Origin of the sequence: Actinomadura oligospora ATCC 43269, assembly GCF_000518265.1 — a bacterium.
GTDB classification, from domain to species: domain Bacteria; phylum Actinomycetota; class Actinomycetes; order Streptosporangiales; family Streptosporangiaceae; genus Spirillospora; species Spirillospora oligospora.
Genome location: NZ_JADG01000013.1, coordinates 45,387 through 65,302 on the forward strand (window position 1 = coordinate 45,387; position 19,916 = coordinate 65,302).

General features: G+C 73.8%; 18 protein-coding genes. 8 read left to right on the plus strand and 10 right to left on the minus strand.

The genetic code is table 11. The features are described from left to right. Positions 1–27: 27 nt before the first annotated feature. A complete protein-coding gene (locus tag P696_RS0122265) occupies positions 28–507 on the plus strand; it encodes a MarR family transcriptional regulator (RefSeq protein ID WP_026414067.1) in 480 nt (159 codons plus the stop codon). A gap of 59 nt (positions 508–566) precedes the next feature. On the opposite strand, the gene P696_RS0122270 is transcribed toward P696_RS0122265, so the two are convergent. Beyond that, entirely contained in the window at positions 567–1,352 is a 786-nt protein-coding gene (locus P696_RS0122270; RefSeq protein WP_245627769.1) for an SDR family NAD(P)-dependent oxidoreductase, read from the minus strand. A gap of 62 nt (positions 1,353–1,414) precedes the next feature. Between P696_RS0122270 and P696_RS0122275 the strand changes: the two genes are divergently transcribed. After that, a complete protein-coding gene (locus P696_RS0122275; RefSeq protein WP_026414069.1) occupies positions 1,415–2,062 on the plus strand; it encodes a TetR/AcrR family transcriptional regulator in 648 nt (215 codons plus the stop codon). A gap of 7 nt (positions 2,063–2,069) precedes the next feature. Here P696_RS0122275 and P696_RS47310 read toward each other — a convergent pair whose 3' ends face one another. From P696_RS47310 to P696_RS0122290, 3 genes are all read right to left on the minus strand, one after another. Beyond that, a complete protein-coding gene (locus tag P696_RS47310; RefSeq protein WP_051468001.1) occupies positions 2,070–3,098 on the minus strand; it encodes an alpha/beta hydrolase in 1,029 nt (342 codons plus the stop codon). Positions 3,099–3,231: 133 nt separating this feature from the next. Next, positions 3,232–3,825, minus strand: a complete 594-nt coding sequence (locus P696_RS0122285; RefSeq protein WP_026414070.1) for a TetR/AcrR family transcriptional regulator — start codon at positions 3,823–3,825, stop codon at positions 3,232–3,234. 135 nt (positions 3,826–3,960) lie between these two features. Further along, positions 3,961–4,611 carry a maleylpyruvate isomerase family mycothiol-dependent enzyme gene (locus P696_RS0122290; RefSeq protein ID WP_026414071.1) on the minus strand — a complete coding sequence of 217 codons (651 nt, stop codon included), beginning with the start codon at positions 4,609–4,611 and terminating at the stop codon, positions 3,961–3,963. 172 nt (positions 4,612–4,783) lie between these two features. Here P696_RS0122290 and P696_RS0122295 point away from each other — a divergent pair, with 172 nt between their 5' ends. Genes P696_RS0122295 through P696_RS0122305 form a run of 3 tightly spaced genes read left to right on the plus strand, consistent with a single transcriptional unit; the run spans position 4,784 to position 8,394 of the window. After that, positions 4,784–5,563: an ABC transporter ATP-binding protein gene (locus P696_RS0122295; protein ID WP_051468002.1), complete on the plus strand. Its 780-nt coding sequence runs from the start codon at positions 4,784–4,786 to the stop codon at positions 5,561–5,563. 12 nt (positions 5,564–5,575) lie between these two features. Further along, complete coding sequence (locus tag P696_RS0122300) at positions 5,576–7,501, plus strand: FtsX-like permease family protein (protein WP_157429855.1); 1,926 nt, start codon at positions 5,576–5,578, stop codon at positions 7,499–7,501. Between the two features lie 35 nt (positions 7,502–7,536). Then, positions 7,537–8,394, plus strand: coding sequence for a hypothetical protein (locus tag P696_RS0122305; protein WP_026414074.1), 858 nt, complete (start codon positions 7,537–7,539; stop codon positions 8,392–8,394). On the opposite strand, the gene P696_RS0122310 is transcribed toward P696_RS0122305, so the two are convergent. Continuing rightward, entirely contained in the window at positions 8,391–10,766 is a 2,376-nt protein-coding gene (locus tag P696_RS0122310; protein WP_026414075.1) for an ABC transporter permease, read from the minus strand. The genes P696_RS0122305 and P696_RS0122310 overlap by 4 nt on opposite strands. Next, positions 10,763–11,497 carry an ABC transporter ATP-binding protein gene (locus tag P696_RS0122315; RefSeq protein WP_026414076.1) on the minus strand — a complete coding sequence of 245 codons (735 nt, stop codon included), beginning with the start codon at positions 11,495–11,497 and terminating at the stop codon, positions 10,763–10,765. The genes P696_RS0122310 and P696_RS0122315 overlap by 4 nt, the downstream gene beginning before the upstream one ends. An 86-nt stretch (positions 11,498–11,583) precedes the next feature. Between P696_RS0122315 and P696_RS0122320 the strand changes: the two genes are divergently transcribed. Continuing rightward, positions 11,584–12,192, plus strand: a complete 609-nt coding sequence (locus P696_RS0122320) for a response regulator transcription factor (protein ID WP_026414077.1) — start codon at positions 11,584–11,586, stop codon at positions 12,190–12,192. Positions 12,193–12,343: 151 nt separating this feature from the next. Here P696_RS0122320 and P696_RS47315 read toward each other — a convergent pair whose 3' ends face one another. The 3 genes from P696_RS47315 to P696_RS0122335 all read right to left on the minus strand — a co-directional run bounded on the left by P696_RS47315 (position 12,344) and on the right by P696_RS0122335 (position 16,735). Further along, entirely contained in the window at positions 12,344–14,380 is a 2,037-nt protein-coding gene (locus P696_RS47315; protein ID WP_051468003.1) for a sensor histidine kinase, read from the minus strand. Positions 14,381–14,383: 3 nt separating this feature from the next. Continuing rightward, positions 14,384–15,466, minus strand: a complete 1,083-nt coding sequence (locus P696_RS0122330) for a hypothetical protein (RefSeq protein ID WP_026414078.1) — start codon at positions 15,464–15,466, stop codon at positions 14,384–14,386. A 108-nt stretch (positions 15,467–15,574) separates the two neighbouring features. Continuing rightward, a complete protein-coding gene (locus P696_RS0122335; RefSeq protein WP_026414079.1) occupies positions 15,575–16,735 on the minus strand; it encodes an FAD-dependent monooxygenase in 1,161 nt (386 codons plus the stop codon). 94 nt (positions 16,736–16,829) lie between these two features. On the opposite strand from P696_RS0122335, the gene P696_RS0122340 reads away from it, so the two are divergent. Together P696_RS0122340 and P696_RS0122345 are read left to right on the plus strand one after the other, a co-directional pair. After that, positions 16,830–17,417: a TetR/AcrR family transcriptional regulator gene (locus P696_RS0122340; RefSeq protein WP_026414080.1), complete on the plus strand. Its 588-nt coding sequence runs from the start codon at positions 16,830–16,832 to the stop codon at positions 17,415–17,417. A gap of 58 nt (positions 17,418–17,475) precedes the next feature. Further along, a complete protein-coding gene (locus P696_RS0122345) occupies positions 17,476–18,921 on the plus strand; it encodes a phytoene desaturase family protein (RefSeq protein WP_026414081.1) in 1,446 nt (481 codons plus the stop codon). Here the strand turns inward: P696_RS0122345 and P696_RS0122350 are convergent. Beyond that, positions 18,882–19,859 carry a helix-turn-helix transcriptional regulator gene (locus P696_RS0122350; RefSeq protein ID WP_026414082.1) on the minus strand — a complete coding sequence of 326 codons (978 nt, stop codon included), beginning with the start codon at positions 19,857–19,859 and terminating at the stop codon, positions 18,882–18,884. The two genes, P696_RS0122345 and P696_RS0122350, sit on opposite strands and share 40 nt — an antisense overlap. Positions 19,860–19,916: the final 57 nt, after the last annotated feature.

The window sequence follows — 19,916 nt, forward strand, 5'->3', positions numbered from 1 at the left end:
ATCTACTTTGGATGCAAAGGTATCTGTATGTCAACGGGGCCGGAGGGCGAGGGCGCGGACGTCGAGGGCGCGGACGTCGAGACGGGCATCCGCGCGATGCTGCTGCTCATGCCGCGTCTGGTCGGCCGGACGAAGAAGCTGCCGCCGCCCGCGTCGCTCTCGGGGTTCGCGCTCGCGCCGCGCCACCTCTCCCTGCTCGGCTACCTGGTCTTCGACGGCCCGATGCCGGTGAACGCCCTGGCCGAGCGCCTGGAGGTGGCCCCGACGACGGTCAGCCTCATGGTCGGCGACCTCGCCCGCCAGGGCATCCTGGAGCGCCGCGCGGACGACGCCGACCGCCGCCGCACGATCGTCGCGATCGCGCCGGACCACGTCGACGGCATCCACGGCTGGCTGGCCCGCGGCGCCGACGCCTGGCGCACCGCCCTCGAACCCCTCACCCCGTCCGAGCGCCGCGTCTTCATCGACACGATCCGCCGCTACGAGACCGCCACCAGGGACCTCTGACCAACGCGCGGGGCCCGGACGCTCCGCCCGGGCCCGGCGTGATGGGGGATCTCGCGTGATCAGAAGTGGGTGCCGCCGTCGATGCGGACCTCGGTGCCGGTGACGAACGCGCCGTCGTCCGAGGCGAGCATCGCGACGACGCCCGCGACGGTCTCCGGGCCCGCGAAGCCCTGGCCGAGGGCCGGGGCGAGCTTGACGAACAGGCTCATGTCGGCGTCCTCGGGCAGGCCGGGGCCGCGTCCGGTCGTCATGCCGCTCTCGATCGAGCCGGGCGCGACCGACACCGCGCGCAGGCCCTGCTTGGCGTACTCGCCGGCCAGGACGTGCGTGAACGACTGGATCCCGCCCTTGGACGCGGCGTACGCGGCCATGTAGGGGTGCGCGAAGCTCGCCGAGGTGGACGAGAAGTTCACGACGACGCCCCGGCCGGTGGCGAGCAGCGCGGGCAGAGCCTCGCGCGTCACCAGGAACGTCCCGGTCAGGTTGATCTTCAGGACGGTGTTCCAGAAGTCCAGCGTGGTCTCGTGCGTGTGCGCGGAGCGGAGGATGCCCGCCGCGTTGACCAGCACGTCCAGCCCGCCCATGTCCGCGACGGCCGCGGACACGCCGGACTTCACGGCGGCCTCGTCCGAGATGTCCAGGGCCGTGGTGGTCAGCCGGTCGGCGGAGCCGTTCGCGGCGGCCAGCCCGGCGGTCTCCTCGAGCCCCGCGGCGTTCACGTCGAAGCCGGTGACCCGGGCGCCCTCGCTCAGCAGGCGGTGGACGGTGGCGCGGCCGATGCCCGACCCGGCCCCGGTGACGATGACGCGGCGTCCCTCGAAGCGGTCCATGATCCCTACCTCCATTGGCAGATTGTGTCTATATGGCACAACGTGCCACTCCTGCACTTTATGCCTACGATGGAGCCATGACGGACCGCGGGACGACCCTGACCGAGCGCCGCCGCGCCGCGACCCAGATGGAGATCGCCCTGGCGGCGGCCGAACTGTTCGCCGGATCCGGCGCGGGGGGCAAGGCGGGCGCGGCGTCGGCCGACGTGACGGCGGAGGCCGTCGCGCGGCGCGCCGGGGTCGGGCTGCGCACCTTCTACCGGTACTTCCGCACCAAGGAGGACGCGATCGCGCCGCTGCTCGCGCAGGGCGCGGAACGCTGGCTGCGGCTGCTCGCCGAGACCGCCCGCGACCAGCCCCTCAGGGACGCGCTGGTCTCGGCGGCCGGACAAGCGCTCGCTCCCGCCGACGACGAGGGCCGCGCGTCCTTCACCTGGACCCGCGGCCTGCTTCGCGCCGCGCACGCCGATCCGGCGCTGCGCGCGGTGTGGCTGCGCGTCAACCACGACACCGAGGAGCGGCTCGTCCCGATCCTCGCCGACCTGACCGGACGTCCTGCCGGGTTCGACACGCGTCTGGCCGCCGCCGCGGCGAGCGCGGCGATCCGCGTCGCCGTCGAGACCTGGGCGCTCGGCGACGAGCCCGACTCGGGGCCCGGTTCCCCCGCCGACCTGGGCGTCCGCGCGATGCGCGAGCTCACCGCGAACCTGGACGCCCTGGCCTAGGCGGCCACTACCCGGCAGGGACCGGGGCCTCCAGGTTCCTGGTGAACCAGCCGAGGATGTCCGGCAGCAGCTTCTGGAGATCGGCGGTGTAGTGCCCGCCGTTCTTCTGGATCCTCACCTGGACGGTCGTGGGCGGCCGGACGAGCCGCTGGAACGCCACGATCCGTTCCTTGTCGGACCGGAACAGCTTGCGGTCGCCCGCGAGGAGGTAAAGCCGGACGTCCGGATGCTTTTTGACCATCTCGACCGGGCTGTTCGCGCGCATCTGCTGCGGCGTCCAGTGCGGCCCGGCCTGGGGCTCGGGCTCGAAGTACCCGGCCCACGACATCGCCGACCGGTACCGGCCGGGATGCTGGAGCGCCAGCTTCACCGCGCAGAACGCGCCGGACGACGCGCCGCCGAGGCCCCAGCCGTCGCGTCCGGGGAGCGTCCGGAAGTTGGCCTTGACCATCCTGTAGACGTCGTCGCCCAGGAACGTGCCCATCTTCGGCATGCCCGGGATGTCGCTGCACTCGGTGTCCTGGCCCGTGGACATCTGGAGCACCGGCATGACCATGATGAACGGGTGCGCCTTGTGGCGCTTCTCCATCTGGACGGCGGTCTTCTGCATCGGCTCGACCTCTTCGTGAGCCCAGAAGTTGTAGTTCACGCCGGTGTTGCCGGTGTAGAGCATCAGCACCGGGAAGCCGCTCCGCGCGTAGCGCGGGTCCTTGTACTCCGGCGGCAGCCAGACCCACACCTTGCCCGTGACGCCGGACTTCGCGCCCTTGAGCGTGGTGACCATGATCGGGCCGCCGGACGTCCTGTGCGAGAAGGTGAAGTGGGCCTTCGGGCCGGTCGGCATCTCGACGGGCGGCGCGGCGCGTCCGGCGGGCGTCGCCGGCGCGGGCTTCGTGGACGGTGGCGGCGCGGCCTTCGCGCCGCTCGAACCGCACGCGGCGGCAGTCGACGCCACGAGCGCGACGCCGGCGAGCGTGGCGGTGAGCTTGGTGGTGGGCGCGGCCCCGATTCCGCGCGTCCTCCGTCGTGGTTCCATTTGTGGCCTCCCCGTAGGCCGTCCCGGTGTGTCCGGAAACAGATCACAGAAGCACACGAACGGGCAGGAGCATAGGGTCGGCCACCCGAAAGGCGAAAGTTCCGCCGGTGGTCACCTACCCGTACATGTCCGGTCAGGGGGTGAGGAGGCGGGTGATCAGGTCGTCCATGGCCGCGCCGATCTCCGCGCGGGCGGCGGCCGGGTCGGACGCCACGGCGATCGCCGCCCCGGCCTGGTTGGCGGCGCCGAACAGCAGGTGGGCGAGGGCGTCGGCCCGTCCGGCCGGGACGAGCCCGAGCCGCTCGGCCTCGCGCAGCCCCGTGCGCATCGGCCTGCGGGCGCAGTACGGGTCGTCGTAGGTGACCGACCGCTCCCAGCCGAGGACGAGCGGTCCCTCCCTCAGCAGGACGCGCTGGACGTGCGGCTCCAGGCAGGCGTCCAGGTAGGCGGCCATGCCCGCGCACAGCCGGTCCTTCGGGGTGGGCGCGACCGCCTGCGCGGCGGCGGCGCAACGGTCCGCGACCTCCCGCTGGACCTGCTGGTAGGCGGCCTCGAAGAGGGCCTCCTTGTCGGCGAAGTGGTGGTAGAGCGCGCCCCTCGTGACGCCCGCCGCCTTCACCACCGCCGTCGTGGACGTCCCGGCGAAGCCGTGTTCGGTGAACAGGGCGACGGCCGTGTCCACGAGCCGCTGCCGTGTCGCGTCGCCCTGCTCGACCTTCCTGCTCATGCGCACATGGTAGGGACCTGAGCGCGCTGCCCGGTCATCGCCCGCCGTGCGACCCCCGCCCGCCACGCACGATCACCGCCCACGGGCGCGCGGTCCCTGCCCACGGGCGCGCGGTCCCTGCCCACGGGCCCGCGGTCAATGCGCGCCGTGGACGTTCACCTGAGGGGGGAGGCCCAGCGTGGACGCGTCGAGCCGTCCGGTCGCGACGAGGACGAAGCGGTGCGGGTCGCCGGTCACGACCGTCCCGCCGCCGCCGACCTCGGCCTCGGGGTAGCCGTCCAGGCGGAGCGTGACGGCGACGCGGTCCTCCAGTTCGTCGCGGAGCCAGGACAGCGCCGCGCCGAGGCCGGGGCCGGACGCGGCCGGGCGGCCGAGCGCGTCGCGGACGTCGTCGGTGTGGACGTAGGCGTCGTACCAGAGCATCGTGACGCCGTTGCCGATCGTCCGGTCGAGGGGGCCGGGGGCGGCCCACAGCTCGTCGGTCAGCCGGGCGAACCGGGGTTCCAGGGCGTCGACCGCCGCGCGCAGCGTCGTCGCGTAGTCGGCGGGGGAGTCCTCGCGCAGCGCGTGCGCCTGGTCGTCGGGGGAGCGGTGGCCCGCCTCCCCGGCGATGACGTCCACGATGTTGCCCAGCACGTGCGCGGCGACGTCCCGGACGAGCCATCCGTCGCATCGCGTCGGGGTGTTCCATTCGTCCTCGGTCAGGCCCTCCACCAGGTCGGCGAAGGCGCGGAACTCGGCCATCAGGCCGGAGACCGTCGTGTCGCGGTCGAGTCGTCGGGTCATGCGCCGACCATACATACAGGCTGCCTGTATGTGAAGGGCCCCGGGAGGGTTCGGGAGGGGTGGGGAGAACCCGAAGGCCGATCCGGTGGATGCCCCCGTTCCGGCGGAGGGACGGAACGGATGGGATCGGAGTATGACGTTCCCAGCCCCCCGCCCCGCCGCCCCGTACGGGATGCCACCGATCCCGCAGGGGCCTTCGCCGCTGGCCCCGCCCGCCGTCGAGCTCCAGTCCGTCGTGCGCCGCTACGGGTCCGGCGACACGACCGTCACGGCCCTCGACGGGGTCAGCATCGCGTTCCCGTCCGGCACCTGGACGGCCGTGATGGGCCCGTCCGGCTCCGGCAAGTCCACGCTGCTGCACTGCGCCGCCGGGCTCGACCGGGCCGACGAGGGACGCGTCGTCGTCGCAGGACGCGACATCACCCGCGCGCCCGAGGCCGTCCTCACCGACCTGCGGCGGCGCTCGCTCGGGTTCGTCTTCCAGAACTTCAACCTCGTCGGCGCGCTGACCGCCGAGCAGAACGTCGCCCTGCCGATGCGCCTGGCCCGGGCGCGCCTGGACCGCCGCACGGTCAGGGCGGCGCTCGCCGACGTCGGCCTCGCCGATCGCGGGAAGCACCGTCCGCGCGAGCTGTCCGGCGGCCAGCAGCAGCGCGTGGCCATCGCGCGCGCGATGGCGACCCGTCCGGACGTCCTGTTCGCGGACGAGCCGACCGGCGCGCTCGACTCCCGCTCCGCCCGCACCGTCCTGGACCTGATGCGCCGGGTCGTGGACTCGCCCGGCCCGCAGGACGGAAGCCCGGCGCAGTGCGTCGTCATGGTCACGCACGACCCGGTCGCCGCCGCTGCCGCCGACGCGGTGGTGTTCCTGCGCGACGGCCGCCTGGTGGACCGGCTCGTCGGGGCGTCCGCCCGCGACGTCGCCGACCGGCTCGCGACCCTGGAGGACTGACCCGTGTGGCGGATGTCGTGGAGCACCTTCCGCGAGCGCTGGACGCTGTTCGCGGGGGCGCTGCTGACCGTGGTGTTCGGGGTCGGGCTCGTCCAGGCGTCGATCATGGTGTCGCTCGGGGCGGAGGACCCGGCGATCCCGGCCGGGACCTCGCCGCGCGAGGCCGAGCGGCTCAGGGACGCCTACGAGGGGGCCGGGTCGCTGCTCGGGATGACGGCCATGCTGGCCTGCTTCCTCGCGGTGTTCATCGTCGGCTCGACGTTCGCGTTCACCGTCGCGCAGCGCCGCGCCGACCTCGCGCTGCTGCGCACGCTCGGCGGCAGCCGTCCCCAGGTGATGACGCTGCTGTTCGGCGAGGCGGTGCTGCTCGGGCTGCTCGGCTCGGCGGGCGGGATCCTGTTCGGGATCCCGCTGATGTGGATCCAGGCGTACCTGCTGACCTCGACCGGGATCCTGCCCGGCTCGTTCGCGCCGCAGTGGGACAACGGCGTGCTCATCGCGTCGGTGTGCGCGGGCGTCGGGATGGCCCTGACGGGCTCGGTCGCCGCGACCGTCCGGGCGGCGCGGGTCCGCCCGCTGGAGGCGCTGCGCGAGATCGGGGGCGCCGCGCGGGTCATGACGCTCGGCCGCTGGATCTGGGGCGTGACCATGCTCGCGCTGACCGCCCTCATGGTGTCGGGCGAGGGGAAGGCCGACTTCCTCGGCGCGATGCTGATCGCGATGGGCGTGTCCTTCGCCGGGGCGATCGGGCTGAGCTCGCTGAGTCCCCTGGTCGTCCCGCTGGCGGGACACCTGCTGCGGCCGTTCACCCGGTTCGGGCCGCTCGCCGAGCTCGCCCAGGCCAACCTGCGGGACGGCAGGCGCCGCGCCGCCGCGACCGCCGCCCCGATGATCGTGCTGACCGCGCTGGTCGTCGGGCTCATGGCGATGCTCGGCACGCAGGCCAAGGCGGGCGGCGCGGACGTCAAGCGCAGGATCGTCGGCGAGTACGTGGTCACGTCCACCGGCGCGGACGCCGCGAGGATCGCGTCGGTGCCGGGCGTCCAGGCGGCGTCGACGTCCACGGTCGCCGACATCGTGCTCACGGTGTCCCGCACCGAGGACGGACGACGCCAGAAGAAGAAGGTCAGGTCCGGGATCTTCGCCATCGACCCGGCCGCCTACCAGGCCACGCACACGCTGAAGCCGGTCTCCGGGACGTTCGGCGAGCTGCGCGGCAGGGCCGCCATGGCCGGGCCCGGCTCGGCCGAGGACGGCATCCGGACGGGCACCACCGCCGTCGCCGAGATCGGCGGCCGGAAGGTGAGGCTCAAGGTCGTCGCGCGGATGCCCGCCACCCTGGAGAACAACGCCGACGCGTTCTTCGTCCCGCGCTCGCTGCTGCCGCCGGACATGCTCGCCAAGGCCGAGTCCGAGACGACCGTCAAGGTCGCGGCGGGGACGAACCCGGCGGACGTCGCGAACCGGCTGCGGGACCTGCGGATCGGCAAGGTCGAGACCGTCTCGGCGTGGGCGGACGCGCGGGTCGGCCGCCAGATGAAGGAGAACAACAGCGTGATGATGGTCCTGATGGGCCTGTCCGCGGTCTACGCGATCGTCGCGATCGTCAACGCCATGGTCATCGCCGGGACCGAGCGCCGCCGCGAGTTCGCCGTCGCGCGGCTGACCGGGCTGTCCCGCCGCCAGGTCGTCCAGGCCGCGCTGCTGGAGGCGTCCGGGGTGACGCTGATCGGGGTCGGCCTCGGCCTGGTCGTCGCGTTCGCCGCGCTCGGCGGGTTCCTGTTCGGGCCGTCCGGGACCGAGATCCTCGCCGTCCCGTGGACGCTGATCGTCCTGATCGTCCTCGGGGCGTTCGGGATCTCGAGCCTGACCAGCGTCCTCACCACCCGGTCCGCGACCCGCCCCGCCCCCGTCACCCTCGCCGCCGCCCGCGAATGACCCGGTCAGGGCCCCGTCCCGCCTAGCATGAATGGGTGGAAATCCTCGGGGCGGACGAGTGGCGGGCGCGCGCGGAAGCGCACCGCCGACGCGTCGACGCCTGGCTCGGGCCGCACCTCGAGCGGCGTCGGCGCGGGGAGAAGCACCCCGTCGAGGACTTCCTCTTCACCTACTACAGCTTCCGGCCGAACCGGCTCCAGCAGTGGCATCCCGGCGCGTTCGTGGAGCTCGAAGGCGCCCGTGACCATGGTCGCGACTACGTGGACACCGAGCGCGGCGCGACCCTGGACGTGGACGGCCTCGTCGGACGGCGGCGGTCCTCGATCGCCTGGACGGCCGAACTGCTGGCGCGGACGGCGTCCCGTCCGGCCCAGTTCGGCTGCTTCGGCCTGCACGAGTGGGCCATGGTCTACCGGACGCCCGAGGTGCGGCACGAGGCGTGGCCGATGCGGCTGCCCCCGGACGAGGTCGCGGGGATCGTCGAGGCGCGCGGCGTCCGGTGCAGCCACTTCGACGCGTTCCGGTTCTTCACCGAGGCGGCGCGTCCGCTGAACGTGCTCCAGCCGAGCCGCGAGACGCAGCACGAGCTGGAGCAGCCCGGCTGCCTGCACGCCAACATGGACCTCTACAAGTGGGCGTACAAGCTGTCGCCGCTCGTGCCGTCCGAGCTGGTCGCCGACTGCTTCGCGCTCGCCCGCGACATCCGCGCCGTGGACATGCGGGCCAGCCCGTACGACCTGGCCGACCTGGGTTACCCGCCCGTCCGGATCGAGACGGCGGAGGGCCGCGCCGAGTACGCGGTCCTCCAGCGGGGCTTCACCGAACGCGCCGAGCCCCTGCGCCGCCGCCTTCTGGCGGCCTGCGAGGGGCTCCTGGCGACGGCGTCCGTCTAGTCGCGGGCGGCGAGGGTTCGCGTCGGGTCGGCGCGGAGGGCGGCGCGGGCGGGCAGCGCGGTCGCGGCGAGCGCCAGCAGGGTCGCCGTGGCGATGATCCCGAGAGCGCCCAGCGCCGGGACACGAGGCGTCGCGTCGCCGGTCATGCCCGCGCTGTAGGAGGTCAGCGTCCAGAGCGTGATCACCGTGCCGAGGACGGTCGCGATCAGCGCGACGGCCAGGGTCTCCCAGCGCAGCATCCGCAGCACCTGGCGGCGGGTCGCGCCCGCCATCCGCAGCAGCGCCAGCTCGCGGGACCGGCCCGCGACGGCCATCGCGAGGGTGTTGACCATCGCGATCCCGGCGAAGGCGACGATCAGCCCGAGCGCCAGGTAGTTCACGGCGGACGCGTTGTCCGTCCCCTTGTTCGCCTCGGCCGTGCCCGCCAGGGAGATCCCCGCAGGCAGGACGTGGCGCAGCGCGTCCGCCCGGACGCCGGGCGCGGACACCAGCACCGTCCCCATCGGGGAGTCGGAATGCGCCGCGACCAGGTCGTACGGCAGCGTCAGGTCGCCGAAGCCGAGGCCGCGCCCGTACACGGCGACGACCTTCCGCGTGACGCGCGTGCCGTCCGCGAGCGCGAACGCGACGCTGTCGCCGACCTTCATGCCGATCCCGTCGCGGACGGCCATCGTGCCGGGGCCGAGGCGGTCGAGCGAGCCGTCCCGGACGTCCAGGTCCATGGTCGCGGACAGGCCCGCCGGGGTGACGCCCTGCACGCTGTACGGGCTGTTCACGGCGCGGACGCGGCTGTGGACGACCTCGGTGACCGCCTTCACGCCCGGGACGCGGCGCAGCGCGTCCGCCGTCGGGGCGGGGACGGCCGGGCCGAGGCGGTAGTCGGCGATCGTGCCGGTCCGGGCCTGCGCCTTGGCCGCGCCGGTCAGCGTGGACTGCGCGAACAGCAGCGTCCCCGACATCGCGATCATCAGCGTGAGCGGAGTGATCACCGAGGCGAGCCGCCGGGCGGACGTGGCCAGGTTCGCGGCGGCGAGCTCGCCCGTCCCGCCGGACGCCCGCAGCGGCAGGCCCACGACCGCGATCGCGGCCCGCGCCAGCGGCGGCCCGAGCAGCGCGACCGCCGTGGTGAACAGCAGCGCCGTCAGCGGGGTCAGCGGACCGGCCGCCGCGTCGGTGTGCACCGACCGCAGGACGAAGCTCAGCACGACCCCGCCCGCGACCGCCGCGACGCCCGCGACCAGCCGGACCACCGGGACGCGCGGCGGCGTCAGCGCGGCCTCGCCGAGCGCCTCCACCGGACGCAGCCGGGTGATCCGCCGCGCCGAGACGCGCGCCGCGAGCCACGCCGCGAGGAGGGTCGCCGCCGCGGCGGCCAGCGGCGGGAAAGGCCCGGTGACCAGCGGAAGGTTCGCGGGGATCACGTCCCCGGCGACCATCCGCCCGTGCAGCCAGCCGCCCAGCGGCAGTCCGGCGAGCGCGCCCGGGACGGTCGCGAGCGCCCCGACGAGCAGCGCCTCGCGGCCGAGCATCCGGCGCAACTGCCGGGGCGTGGCGGCGACCGCGCGCAGCATCGCCAGCTCCCGCTCGCGCTGCTGGATCGCCAGGCCGAACGTCCCTACGACGGCCAGCAGCGCCACGATCAGCGACGTCCCGCCGAGCGCGCCGCCCATGCTGAGCAGCTTCGTCCGGGCCGCTCCGACGCCCGCGAACTCGACGCGTCCACGCGCGTCGCCCGTGCTCACGGTCGCGCCCGTCCCCTGGACGGCCCGCTCGATCGCCTTCGGGTCGCCGCCCCAGACGCCGATCGCGGTCACCTGCCCGGGATGCCCGGCGAGGCGGCGCGCCTCGTCCGGCGTGACGTACGGCCGGTCGGCGACCCCGACGACCCGGTACGTGCGCGGCCCGCCCGCCGTCAGGACGGTCACCTTCGCCGCCCTGCCGTCCAGGACGATCTCGTCGGCGGCCTGCGGGGCCCGTCCGGAGCGCAGCCGCACCGGCGTCAGCGGCTCCCAGCTGTACCCCTCGGTCGGCCCGACACCGGGCATGACCAGCGAGAACGTCACCTCGGACACGACCCGCCGCACCCCCGGGACCGTCCTCACCCTGTCGGCCAGGTCGGCCGGGATCCAGGCGCGCGCGGCGTTCGGCTTCGACTTGTTCTTCGTCTTGCCCTTCTTATGCTTCTGGAAGTGCGTCTGCGGGTCACCGGCGACCACGACCGGCGCGCCCGCGTACCGGACGGGCTCGACCGTCCCGCGCAGCCCGGTGTCCATCAGCGTCGCGCAGGCCGTGACCAGCGCGGCGGCGAAGAACAGCGCGACGAACGCGCCCGCGAACGCGGCCTTGCGGTACCTCAGAGTGCTCAGGATCATCGCGCGTACGCCCCCAGACGGGTCATGCGGTCGGCGACGGCGGACGCGGACGGCGCGTCGAGCGCGTCCACGATCCGGCCGTCCGCGAGGAACAGGACGGTGTCGGCGAACGACGCCGCCACCGGGTCGTGCGTCACCATCACGACGGTCTGGCCCAGCTCGTCCACGGTCTGCCGGAGCAGCCGCAGGACGTCCTGGGCGGTCATCGTGTCGAGCGCGCCGGTCGGCTCGTCGCCGAACACCACGTCCGGGCGGGTGACCAGGGCCCGCGCGAGCGCCACCCGCTGCTGCTGCCCGCCGGACAGCTCCCCCGGACGGTGCGTCGCCCGGTCGCTCAGCCCCACCCGGCCGAGCACCTCGGTGAGGTACGCCCGGTCCGGCCTGCGGCGGGCCAGCTTCAGCGGCAGCGTCACGTTCTGCTCGACCGTCAGCGACGGGACGAGGTTGAACGCCTGGAACACGAACCCGACGCGCTCGCGCCGCAGCTCGGTCAGCTTCGTCTCCGACATCCCCGACAGCGCCGTCCCGCCGAGCCGCACCTCGCCCGAGGTCGGCCTGTCGAGCCCCGCCGCGCAGTGCAGGAACGTGCTCTTCCCCGACCCGGACGGCCCCATCACCGCGGTGAACGCGCCCGACGGCAGCGTCACCGACACCTCCCGGAGCGCCGCCACCGCGCTCCCGTTCCTGCCGTAGACCTTGCAGACCTCGGACATGACCACCGCTTCGCTCATGTCTTCTACTCTGCTGACCTGCGCGTTCGTTCTTAAGAGCGCTCGTCATCGACCACCCGTGACATCGTCATGGGTACGCTCGTGAGGTGATCAGGGTGTTGCTCGCCGAGGACCAGCACGTCATCCGGAGCGGGCTCGTCGCCCTGCTCGGACTCGAGGACGACCTGGAGGTCGTCGCCGACGTCGGCGACGGCGACGCCGCGGTGTCCGCCGCGCTCGTCCACCGCCCGGACGTCGCCGTCCTCGACATCGACATGCCCGGCACGGACGGCCTCACCGCCGCCGCGCGGCTGCGCGAGAAGCTGCCGTCCTGCCGCACGCTGATCCTCACCGCCAACGGCGCGCCCGGCCAGCTCCGCCGGGCGCTCGACTCCGGCGTCGGCGGCTTCCTGCTGAAGACCGCCCCGCCGGACGACCTGGTCGCCGCGATCCGCACCGTCCACGCCGGTCAGCGTGTCCTCGACCCGAGCCTCGCGGTCACCGCCTGGGACCTGGCCGCCGACCCCCTCACCCCGCGCGAGAAGGACGTCCTGCGCCTGCTCGCCGACGGCGCCGAACCGTCCGAGATCGCGTCCCGCCTGCACCTGTCCGCCGGAACCGTCCGCAACAACCTCACCGCGATCGTCGCGAAGCTCAACGCCCGAGGCCGCCCCGACGCCGTCCGCATCGCCAGGGAGTCCGGCTGGCTCTGTTAATTGAGCCTCCGGCTCCGCACCCTCGCCTAGCGGCTCGGGCGCGGCCCGGAGGCTCGTGCGAGCGCGGCATCGCTTCGCGATCAATCGCGCGGGGCTCGCCTTCGGCGTCGCCCCGCGCGATTGGTAACGCGCTCGCTGCGCGGGGCTGAGGTCAGCCGGGGAGGCGTGCTGTCAGGCGGAAGCCGTTTGGGGGGCGGGTGGTTTCCAGGGTGGCGTCGATGGCGGCCAGGCGGGTGGCGAGGTTGCCGAGGCCGGAGCCGGGCGGGGTGACGTCGCCGGGCACGCCGTCGTTCGCGATGGTGAGGCTGTCTGTGGTGACCGTGATCTCCACGTTTTGCGCGGTGCTGTGGCGTAGGACGTTCGTGACGGCCTCGCGGAGGATGATCGCCAGCACCGGTTCGGCGTCCTCAGGTGGATCGCCCTCGTGCCGGACGGTCGTCTCGATGCCCGCCGCGTCCAGCACGCCGAGCGCCGACTCCAGCTCGGGCCCGAACGCGAGGCGCGGCGCGGCGCCGGTCACGGCGGCCATGTCGGCGCGCGCCCGCTCGGCCATCGCGATCATGTCGGCGAACTCGCGCGCGGCGCGGTCCGGGTCGCGGGCCGCGAGGCGGCGCGCCAGCTCGCCCTTGATCAGGACCGCCGCGAGCCCGTGCCCCAGCAGGTCGTGCAGGTCGCGCGCGGCGCGCAGCCGCTCCTGGACGACCGCCGCGCGGGCCTGGGCCGCCGCCGCGTCCCGCAGCTCGTCCGCGAGCCGCGCCAGGCGCAGCAGCCCGTAGACCACCAGCGCCGACAGAGGCACGCTGACCAGCGTGTTCACGACCATCCCGTGCCCCCACACGGCCGCGCCGGTCAGGACGACCGCCAGCACGCCGAGCACCGCCGCGACCCGTGCGGGCAGCAGCACGAACAGCGACCCGACGAGGAACCCGGGCAGCGTCCCCCAGGGCTCGTGCAGCACGAACAGGGGCACGAAGCCCGCCACCGCCTGGACGGCCAGCAGCACGCCCCACCAGCGTCCGCGCGGACGCGTCCAGCGCAGCAGGATCGCCATCGCGAGCATGGACGGCACCGCGATCGGCAGCTCGCGCGGCGGCACCTGGAGCAGGCCCTTCACCGTCAGGACGACGGTCGTCGCCGCCAGCAGCGCGACCGCGAGCCGCCGCTCCGCCGTCGCCTCCGCGACCGGACGGTCCGCCGGAACCCGCACGGACGCCTCGACCGCGAACCGGCCGTCCGGGTCCAGCCCGGCGCGGAGCCGTCCGCCCGCCTCCGCGATCCGCGCCTCCAGCCCTTCGAGCGCGCGGGTGCCCTGCTCGGACGTCCGGACGCCGTCGTTGACGACCCGCAGCGTGAGCAGACCGTCCCGCTCGGCCGTCGTGATCTCGCAGTGGCGGGCCGTCCCGCGCCGGACGACGTCGGTGACCGCCTCCCGCAGGACGACCGCGAGCAGCGCCCCGGCGCGTCCGAGAGGTTCGCGGTGGCCGGTCGTCACGTCCGCCTCAATGCCGCCGGACGCCAGCAGCCCGCGCGCCGCCGCGATCTCCGGCGCGAGCGACAGGCTGCGCAGCTCCACGGACGCGGCGCGCGCCGTCGCCAGGGCCTCGCGCGCGGTCGCGAGCACCGCCTCCAGATCGTCCGGACGGGCGTCCGCGACCGCGTCCAGGCCCTTGCCGAGCCCCGCGTTCAGCTCGGCCGCCACGCGCAGCCGCTCCTCCTCGACGGCCGCGAGCGCCAGCGTCATCCGCGCCGCCGCGCGTCCCTCGATCCGCGCGACCAGCCGCGCGAGCCCGACGACGAGGACCGCGCTCAGGACGGCCGTCAGCGCCACGTCCACGACATGCGCGGGCGACCCGCCACGCAGCGCGGCCAGCGCGAACGCGCTCAGCGCGACGGCCCCGGCCGTCCGCGTCCATCCCGCGACGAGCAGCGCCCCGCCGACCATCCCGACCAGCCCGATCGAGACCCAGCCGGGGATCACGCACGCGTACCCGCACAGCGCGAGAACGCCGAGGTCCCAGGCCGTCCAGCCACGTCGAAGCGAACGCAGCCAGACGGCCAGGACCCCGGCGCACAGCACGCACGAGGCTGCGAGGACCACGGCGGAACGCCCGACCGCCGTCGACGCGTAGAGCCCGCACAGGCAGGCCAGCAGCGCACCGGCGACGATCCGGGCGGCCCTTGGTCCCATCGGTCAGGAGAACTTCAGCAGCTGACCGGACGAGCTGTTCCAGCCACCGGATTTGCCGATCACGACCGTGGTCGAGGTGGCGAAGGTGACGCCCGTCCCCGGAACGCGCGCCAGCCCACTCGGGAACGGCGTCCCCTTCGGGTGCGGGGGCCGGACCGTGCTCCACCTGCCCGCCTTCGAGCGGTGCGCGATCACTCCGTTGCCCTTGGCGTCCTGGGAGACGAACCAGAAGCCGCCGTACCCGTCGTACGTGATGTCCTGCAAGCACGACGTTCCGGGGGCGGCGGCCCGCTTCCAGGTCTTGCCGTTCCAGTGCAGCAGGTAGTTCGGGTTCTTGGCCCCGTAGTTGCAGCCGGTCGCCCACACGCTGCGGGACGAGACGGCGAGGATCCCGTTGATGGTCACGCCCGCGTTGGTGGTCGTCCACCTGCGGCCGTCGAACCGTCCGACGGTCTTGCCGTCCCTGCCGGGCGCGGCGTCGCGTCCGAACGTCCACATGTTCGTGGACGACGTGGCGCTGACCTTGTTGGGAGCGAACGTGCCGGTCTTCACGCGCGTCCACGTGCGGCCGTTGTAATGCCACGTCCCCGAGCCCGCGGCGGCCATGTCGGCCCCGAACACCCAGACGTTCTTCGCGCTGAACGCCTTGACGGAGCTCGGCCGTCCCGGCAGGCGCTTCACGACCGACCAGCGCTTCCCGTTCCAGTGCAGGATCGCGTTCGGGCCCTTGCCCGGGGTCTCGCCGGGCGTGCTGACCGCCCACGCGTCCGAGGCCGAACGGATGGAAGCGCCCCGGATGATGCCGTCCAGGCCCTTCGGCAGGGCGACGTACTTCCAGGTCTTGCCGTTCCAGTGGTAGGAGAACGGCACGATAGCCGGACGCTTGTTCCCTTGATAAGCCCAGCCGAATGCCCAGCCGTCCTTCTTGGACGCGATGGTCACCGCGCTCATCTGCGTGCGCGAGGTGGGGTGGACGTTGAGGGTCACGCGCCAGGCGTGGGTGGCGGCGTCGGCGGACGCCGGTACCGCGACGACGGCCGCGAGGGCCGCCGCGGCGACCAGGGTCGCCTTCAGGGGGTTGGGCACGTGGTGCTCCTGCGGATGGCCCCGGACGGGGCGAAAGGGGTGTGAGGAGGCAGATCCTCTCACGGGACCATCCGCGTGATCAGCCCGGTATTCCGGGCGATCCGGCGGTCACTCGGGGTTGGAGAGCTCCGAGATGCGCATCGCCATCGCGCGGTGGACGGGCGGCAGCCAGTCGAGCGTGCGCAGGAAGGTGTTGCGCAGGTTCCGCAGCGCCGGGTTGCCGACGGTCGCGACGCGCGTCATCCGGTCGGTGAGCGACACGACCTCCTCGGCGATCGGACGCCGGACGGTCTCGTAGGCGTCCAGGGTGTCCGGGGACGCGCCGTCGCGGAGGACGGCGGCGAGGCGGTGCCCGAGGTCCACGGCGTCCTGGATGCCGGTGTTCATGCCCTGGCCGCCCGCCGGGCTGTGCACGTGCGCGGCGTCCCCGGCGAGGAACACGCGGCCCTCGCGGTACCGGGCCGCGAGCCGGTGGTGGACGCGGAACCGGCTGCTCCACACCAGGTCGGACACGCGGGCCGGGTCCTTGCGCGGGCCGCGCGCGTCGAGGAGCGCCTGGACGTCCTCGACGGTCGGGTGCTCGGGGGCCTCGGCGACGGTCGCGACGATGCGGTGCCGTCCGCCCGGGAGCGGCGCGACGACCGTCACGCCCTCGCGCGAGAAGTACAGCATGACCTCGTGGTCGGAGGCCGCCCAGTCCAGCCGGACGTCGGCGAGGACGAACGACTCGGCGTAGGTGTCGCCCTCGAAGGGGATGCCGGTCTGCTCGCGGACGACGCTGTGCATGCCGTCCGTCCCGACCGCGTACTGCGCGCGGACCTCATGGCCGTCGGAGAGGACGCCGGTGACGCCGTCCGCGTCCTGGCTGATCGCGGTCAGCTCGTGCGGCCGCCGGACGGCTCCGCCGAGCGCCTCCAGCTTCCGCAGCAGGACGGCCTCGGTGATGTTCTGCGGGACCATCAGCGCGTAGGGGAAGTCGGTCGGCAGGTCGTCGAAGTCGAGGGTCAGCAGCACGCGGTCCCGCTCGCGCACGGTGAACCGGGGCGCGATGATCCCGGCCGCGACCAGCTCGTCGGTGACCTCCAGTTCGCGTAGGACCTCCAGCGTGCGGGCGTGCACGACGGCGGCCCGCGAGGTGTTCTGGCCCTCCGCGAGGCGGTCGACGAGGAGGGCGTCCACTCCCTTGGCGCGCAGCGTCGCGGTCAGCGCGAGCCCGGCGGGCCCGGCTCCGGCGACGAGCACCTCGGCGGTGGCGGGAAGAGCGTTCATGGGGGGCTCCCGTTGTTTGCCAATGCCTGATTGCCAACACATGGTGGCAAACAAATCCGACTTTGCCAACAGGTGTTGGCCTACACTTGTTGGCATGGCATTCACCGAGCGCTCGGCGCAGACCCGGGCCGCGATCCTCGCGGCGGCACAGCGAGCCTTCGCCGCGGACGGCTACGACCGGGCCACCATCCGCTCGATCGCGGCGGACGCGGGCATCGACCCGTCCATGGTGATCCGCTACTTCGGCAGCAAGGCCGCCCTGTACACCGCCGCGTCCACGATCGACCTGGCCGTCCCCGCCCTGACCGACGACCCCGCGGAGGCCGCCGCCTCGTACGTGCGCGCGATGCTGGCCCGCTGGGAGAGCGGCGACAACGCCGCCGAGGCCGTCCTGCTGCGCGCCGCCCCGACCCGTCCGGACGCCGCCGGCCAGGTGCAGGAGATCTTCGACCGCGAGATCGTCCCGGCGGTGCGGGCCGCCCGCCCGGACGACCCGCACGTGCGCGAGCGCGCCGCGCTGCTGCTGAGCCAGAGCCTCGGCGTCGTCTACTGCCGCTACCTGCTCGGCATCGAACCCCTCGCCTCGATGGACGTCGACACCCTCGCCGCGATGGTCGCGAACGCGGTCGCGGGCCACCTGACCAGCCCGCTGCCCACCGAGCCGTCCACCCTGCCCAGCTGACCGCCGTCCCGCCGTCCCGGCGTCCTGCCCGTCCGCCCGGCCTGGGTACGGTGTGGCGATGTCACAGGGACACGCCGCCGTCGTCGGCACCGGCCCCAACGGGCTCGCCGCCGCCGTCACGCTCGCCCGCGCCGGGCTCGACGTCGTGCTCTTCGAGGCCGCGTCCGAGATCGGCGGCGGCCTGCGCGGCGAGTCCCCGTTCGACCCGCGGATCGTCCACGACGTCTGCTCGGCCGTCCACCCGATGGCGGCGGCCTCGCCGTTCTTCCGCGAGTTCGACCTGCCCGGACGCGGCGTCGAGCTGGTCCGGCCGGAGGTCGGCTACGCCCACCCCCTGGACGGCGGACGCGCGGCGCTCGCCCACCGCTCCCTGGACGCCACCTGCGACGCGCTCGGCGCGGACGGTCCCGCCTGGCGTCGCCTCTTCGCACCGCTGACGCGCCACAGCGACGGCCTGACCAGGCTCTTCCTCTCCGATCTCCGCCACCCGCCGACGTCCCCCGCGGACGTCGTGGGCGCGCTGCGGTTCGGGTTGGGCGCGCTGCGCGGCGAACCGTTCCGCGGTGAGGAGGCGTCCGCGCTGTTCACCGGCGTCGCGGGCCACGCGGTCGGCGAGGTTTCGGGGCTCGTCGGGAACGCCGTCGCCCTGATGCTCGGCCACCTCGCCCACACCTCCGGATGGCCCCTCCCGCGCGGCGGCAGCGCCGCCATCGCCCAGGCCCTGGCGGACGACATCACCGCGCACGGCGGAACCTTCCAGGTCGGCCACCGCGTCACGGACCTGGGAGAACTCGCCGGATTCCCCCTCGTCTTCTTCGACACGAGCCCCCGCGAGTTCCTCTCCGTTGCCCGCCGCCAGTTGCCCGCCCGGTACGCCCGTGCGCTGTCCCGCTTCCGCTACGCGCCGGGTGCCGCGAAGGTCGATTTCCTCGTTTCCGAGCCGATCCCTTGGGCCAACCCCGAAGTCGGACGCGCCGGAACCGTCCACCTAGGCGGAACGCGCGCCGAGATACTGCGCAGCGAACGCCTCGCGTCCCGAGGTCACCTGAGCGAATCCCCGTTCGTCCTCGTCGTGGACCCCGGTGTGGTCGATCCGAGCCGGGTCGTCGATGGCAAGCGTCCGGTCTGGGCGTACGCGCACGTCCCGAACGGCGACGACACCCCGCCGATCGACCTCGTGCGCGCGCGTATTGAGCGCTTCGCGCCGGGCTTCGGCGACACCGTCCTGGAAGCGCGGGGCATCACGGCCGCCCAATACGAGATCCACAACCCGAACTACGTGGGCGGCGACATCGGCGCGGGCGCGATGTCCCTTCGGCAGATCGCCGCGCGCCCCACGCTGCGCTGGGATCCGTACACGACGCCGCTGCACGGCGTGTACCTGTGCTCGGCGTCCACACCGCCGGGTCCGGGCGTCCATGGCATGGCCGGTTACCTGGCCGCCGCGTCGGCCCTGCGACGCCACTACGACCTGCGTCCGCCGTCGCTGACGGCACGTCCGTAGCGCCGGGACAAACGCTCCAGGTATTCGACCAGCTCAGGAGGGTCGTTCACCTCGAAGTCGGCGTCGAGCAGCCCCAGGTGGACGGCCAGCGACTCGACCGTGTCCGCACCCGTGTGCAGGACGCACGACGCGTCGTCCACAGCCTCCACAACGCCCACAGCAGGGGAGATGCGCGCGGAGACGGCCTCGGCCGAGGCGTGCACGAGGACCCGCGCCCGGTACCGCCACGCGGCGGACGACACGCGCTGTGAGACGTAGGCGGCGACGTCCTCGTCCGGGAGCGGACGGGGCGTGAAGCGCGGGCCGGTCGGGGTCTTCGGACGCATCCGGTCCACCCGGAACGTCCGCCAGTCCTCGCGCTCGACGTCCCAGGCCAGCAGGTACCACCGGCGTCCCCAGGTGACCAGGCGGTACGGCTCGACCTCCCGCCGGGACGGCGCGTCGCGATGGGAGGTGTAGTCGAACCGCAGCCGCTCGCGCGTCCGGCACACGCTCGCGATCGCCGTCAGGACGTCCGGATCGACCGAAGGGCCCGGACGGTCGCTCGGCACCGGAACGGTGTACGCCTGGAGCGTCCCGACCCGGTGCCGCAGCCGGGACGGCATGACCTGCTCCAGCTTGGCCAGCGCCCGCAGCGACGCCTCCTCGTTGCCCGCGATCGCGCCGCTGGTCGCCGTCCGCAGACCGACCGCGACGGCCACGGCCTCGTCGTCCTCCAGCAGGAGCGGCGGCAGGGCGGCTCCCGCCTCCAGCCGGTAGCCGCCCGCCGAGCCGCGCGTGGCGCGCACCGGATACCCGAGCGTGCGCAGGCGCTCGACGTCGGCGCGGACGGTCCGTCCGCTCACGTCCAGGCGTTCGGCCAGCTCAGTGCCGGTCCAGTCGCGGGGGGTCTGCAAGAGAGCCAGCAGTTTCAGCAGCCGTGCCGAGGTTTCCAACATGTTCTTCACCCTGCCGACCCATTAGGAACGAATCCTGCCTAATGCCACGACAGACTC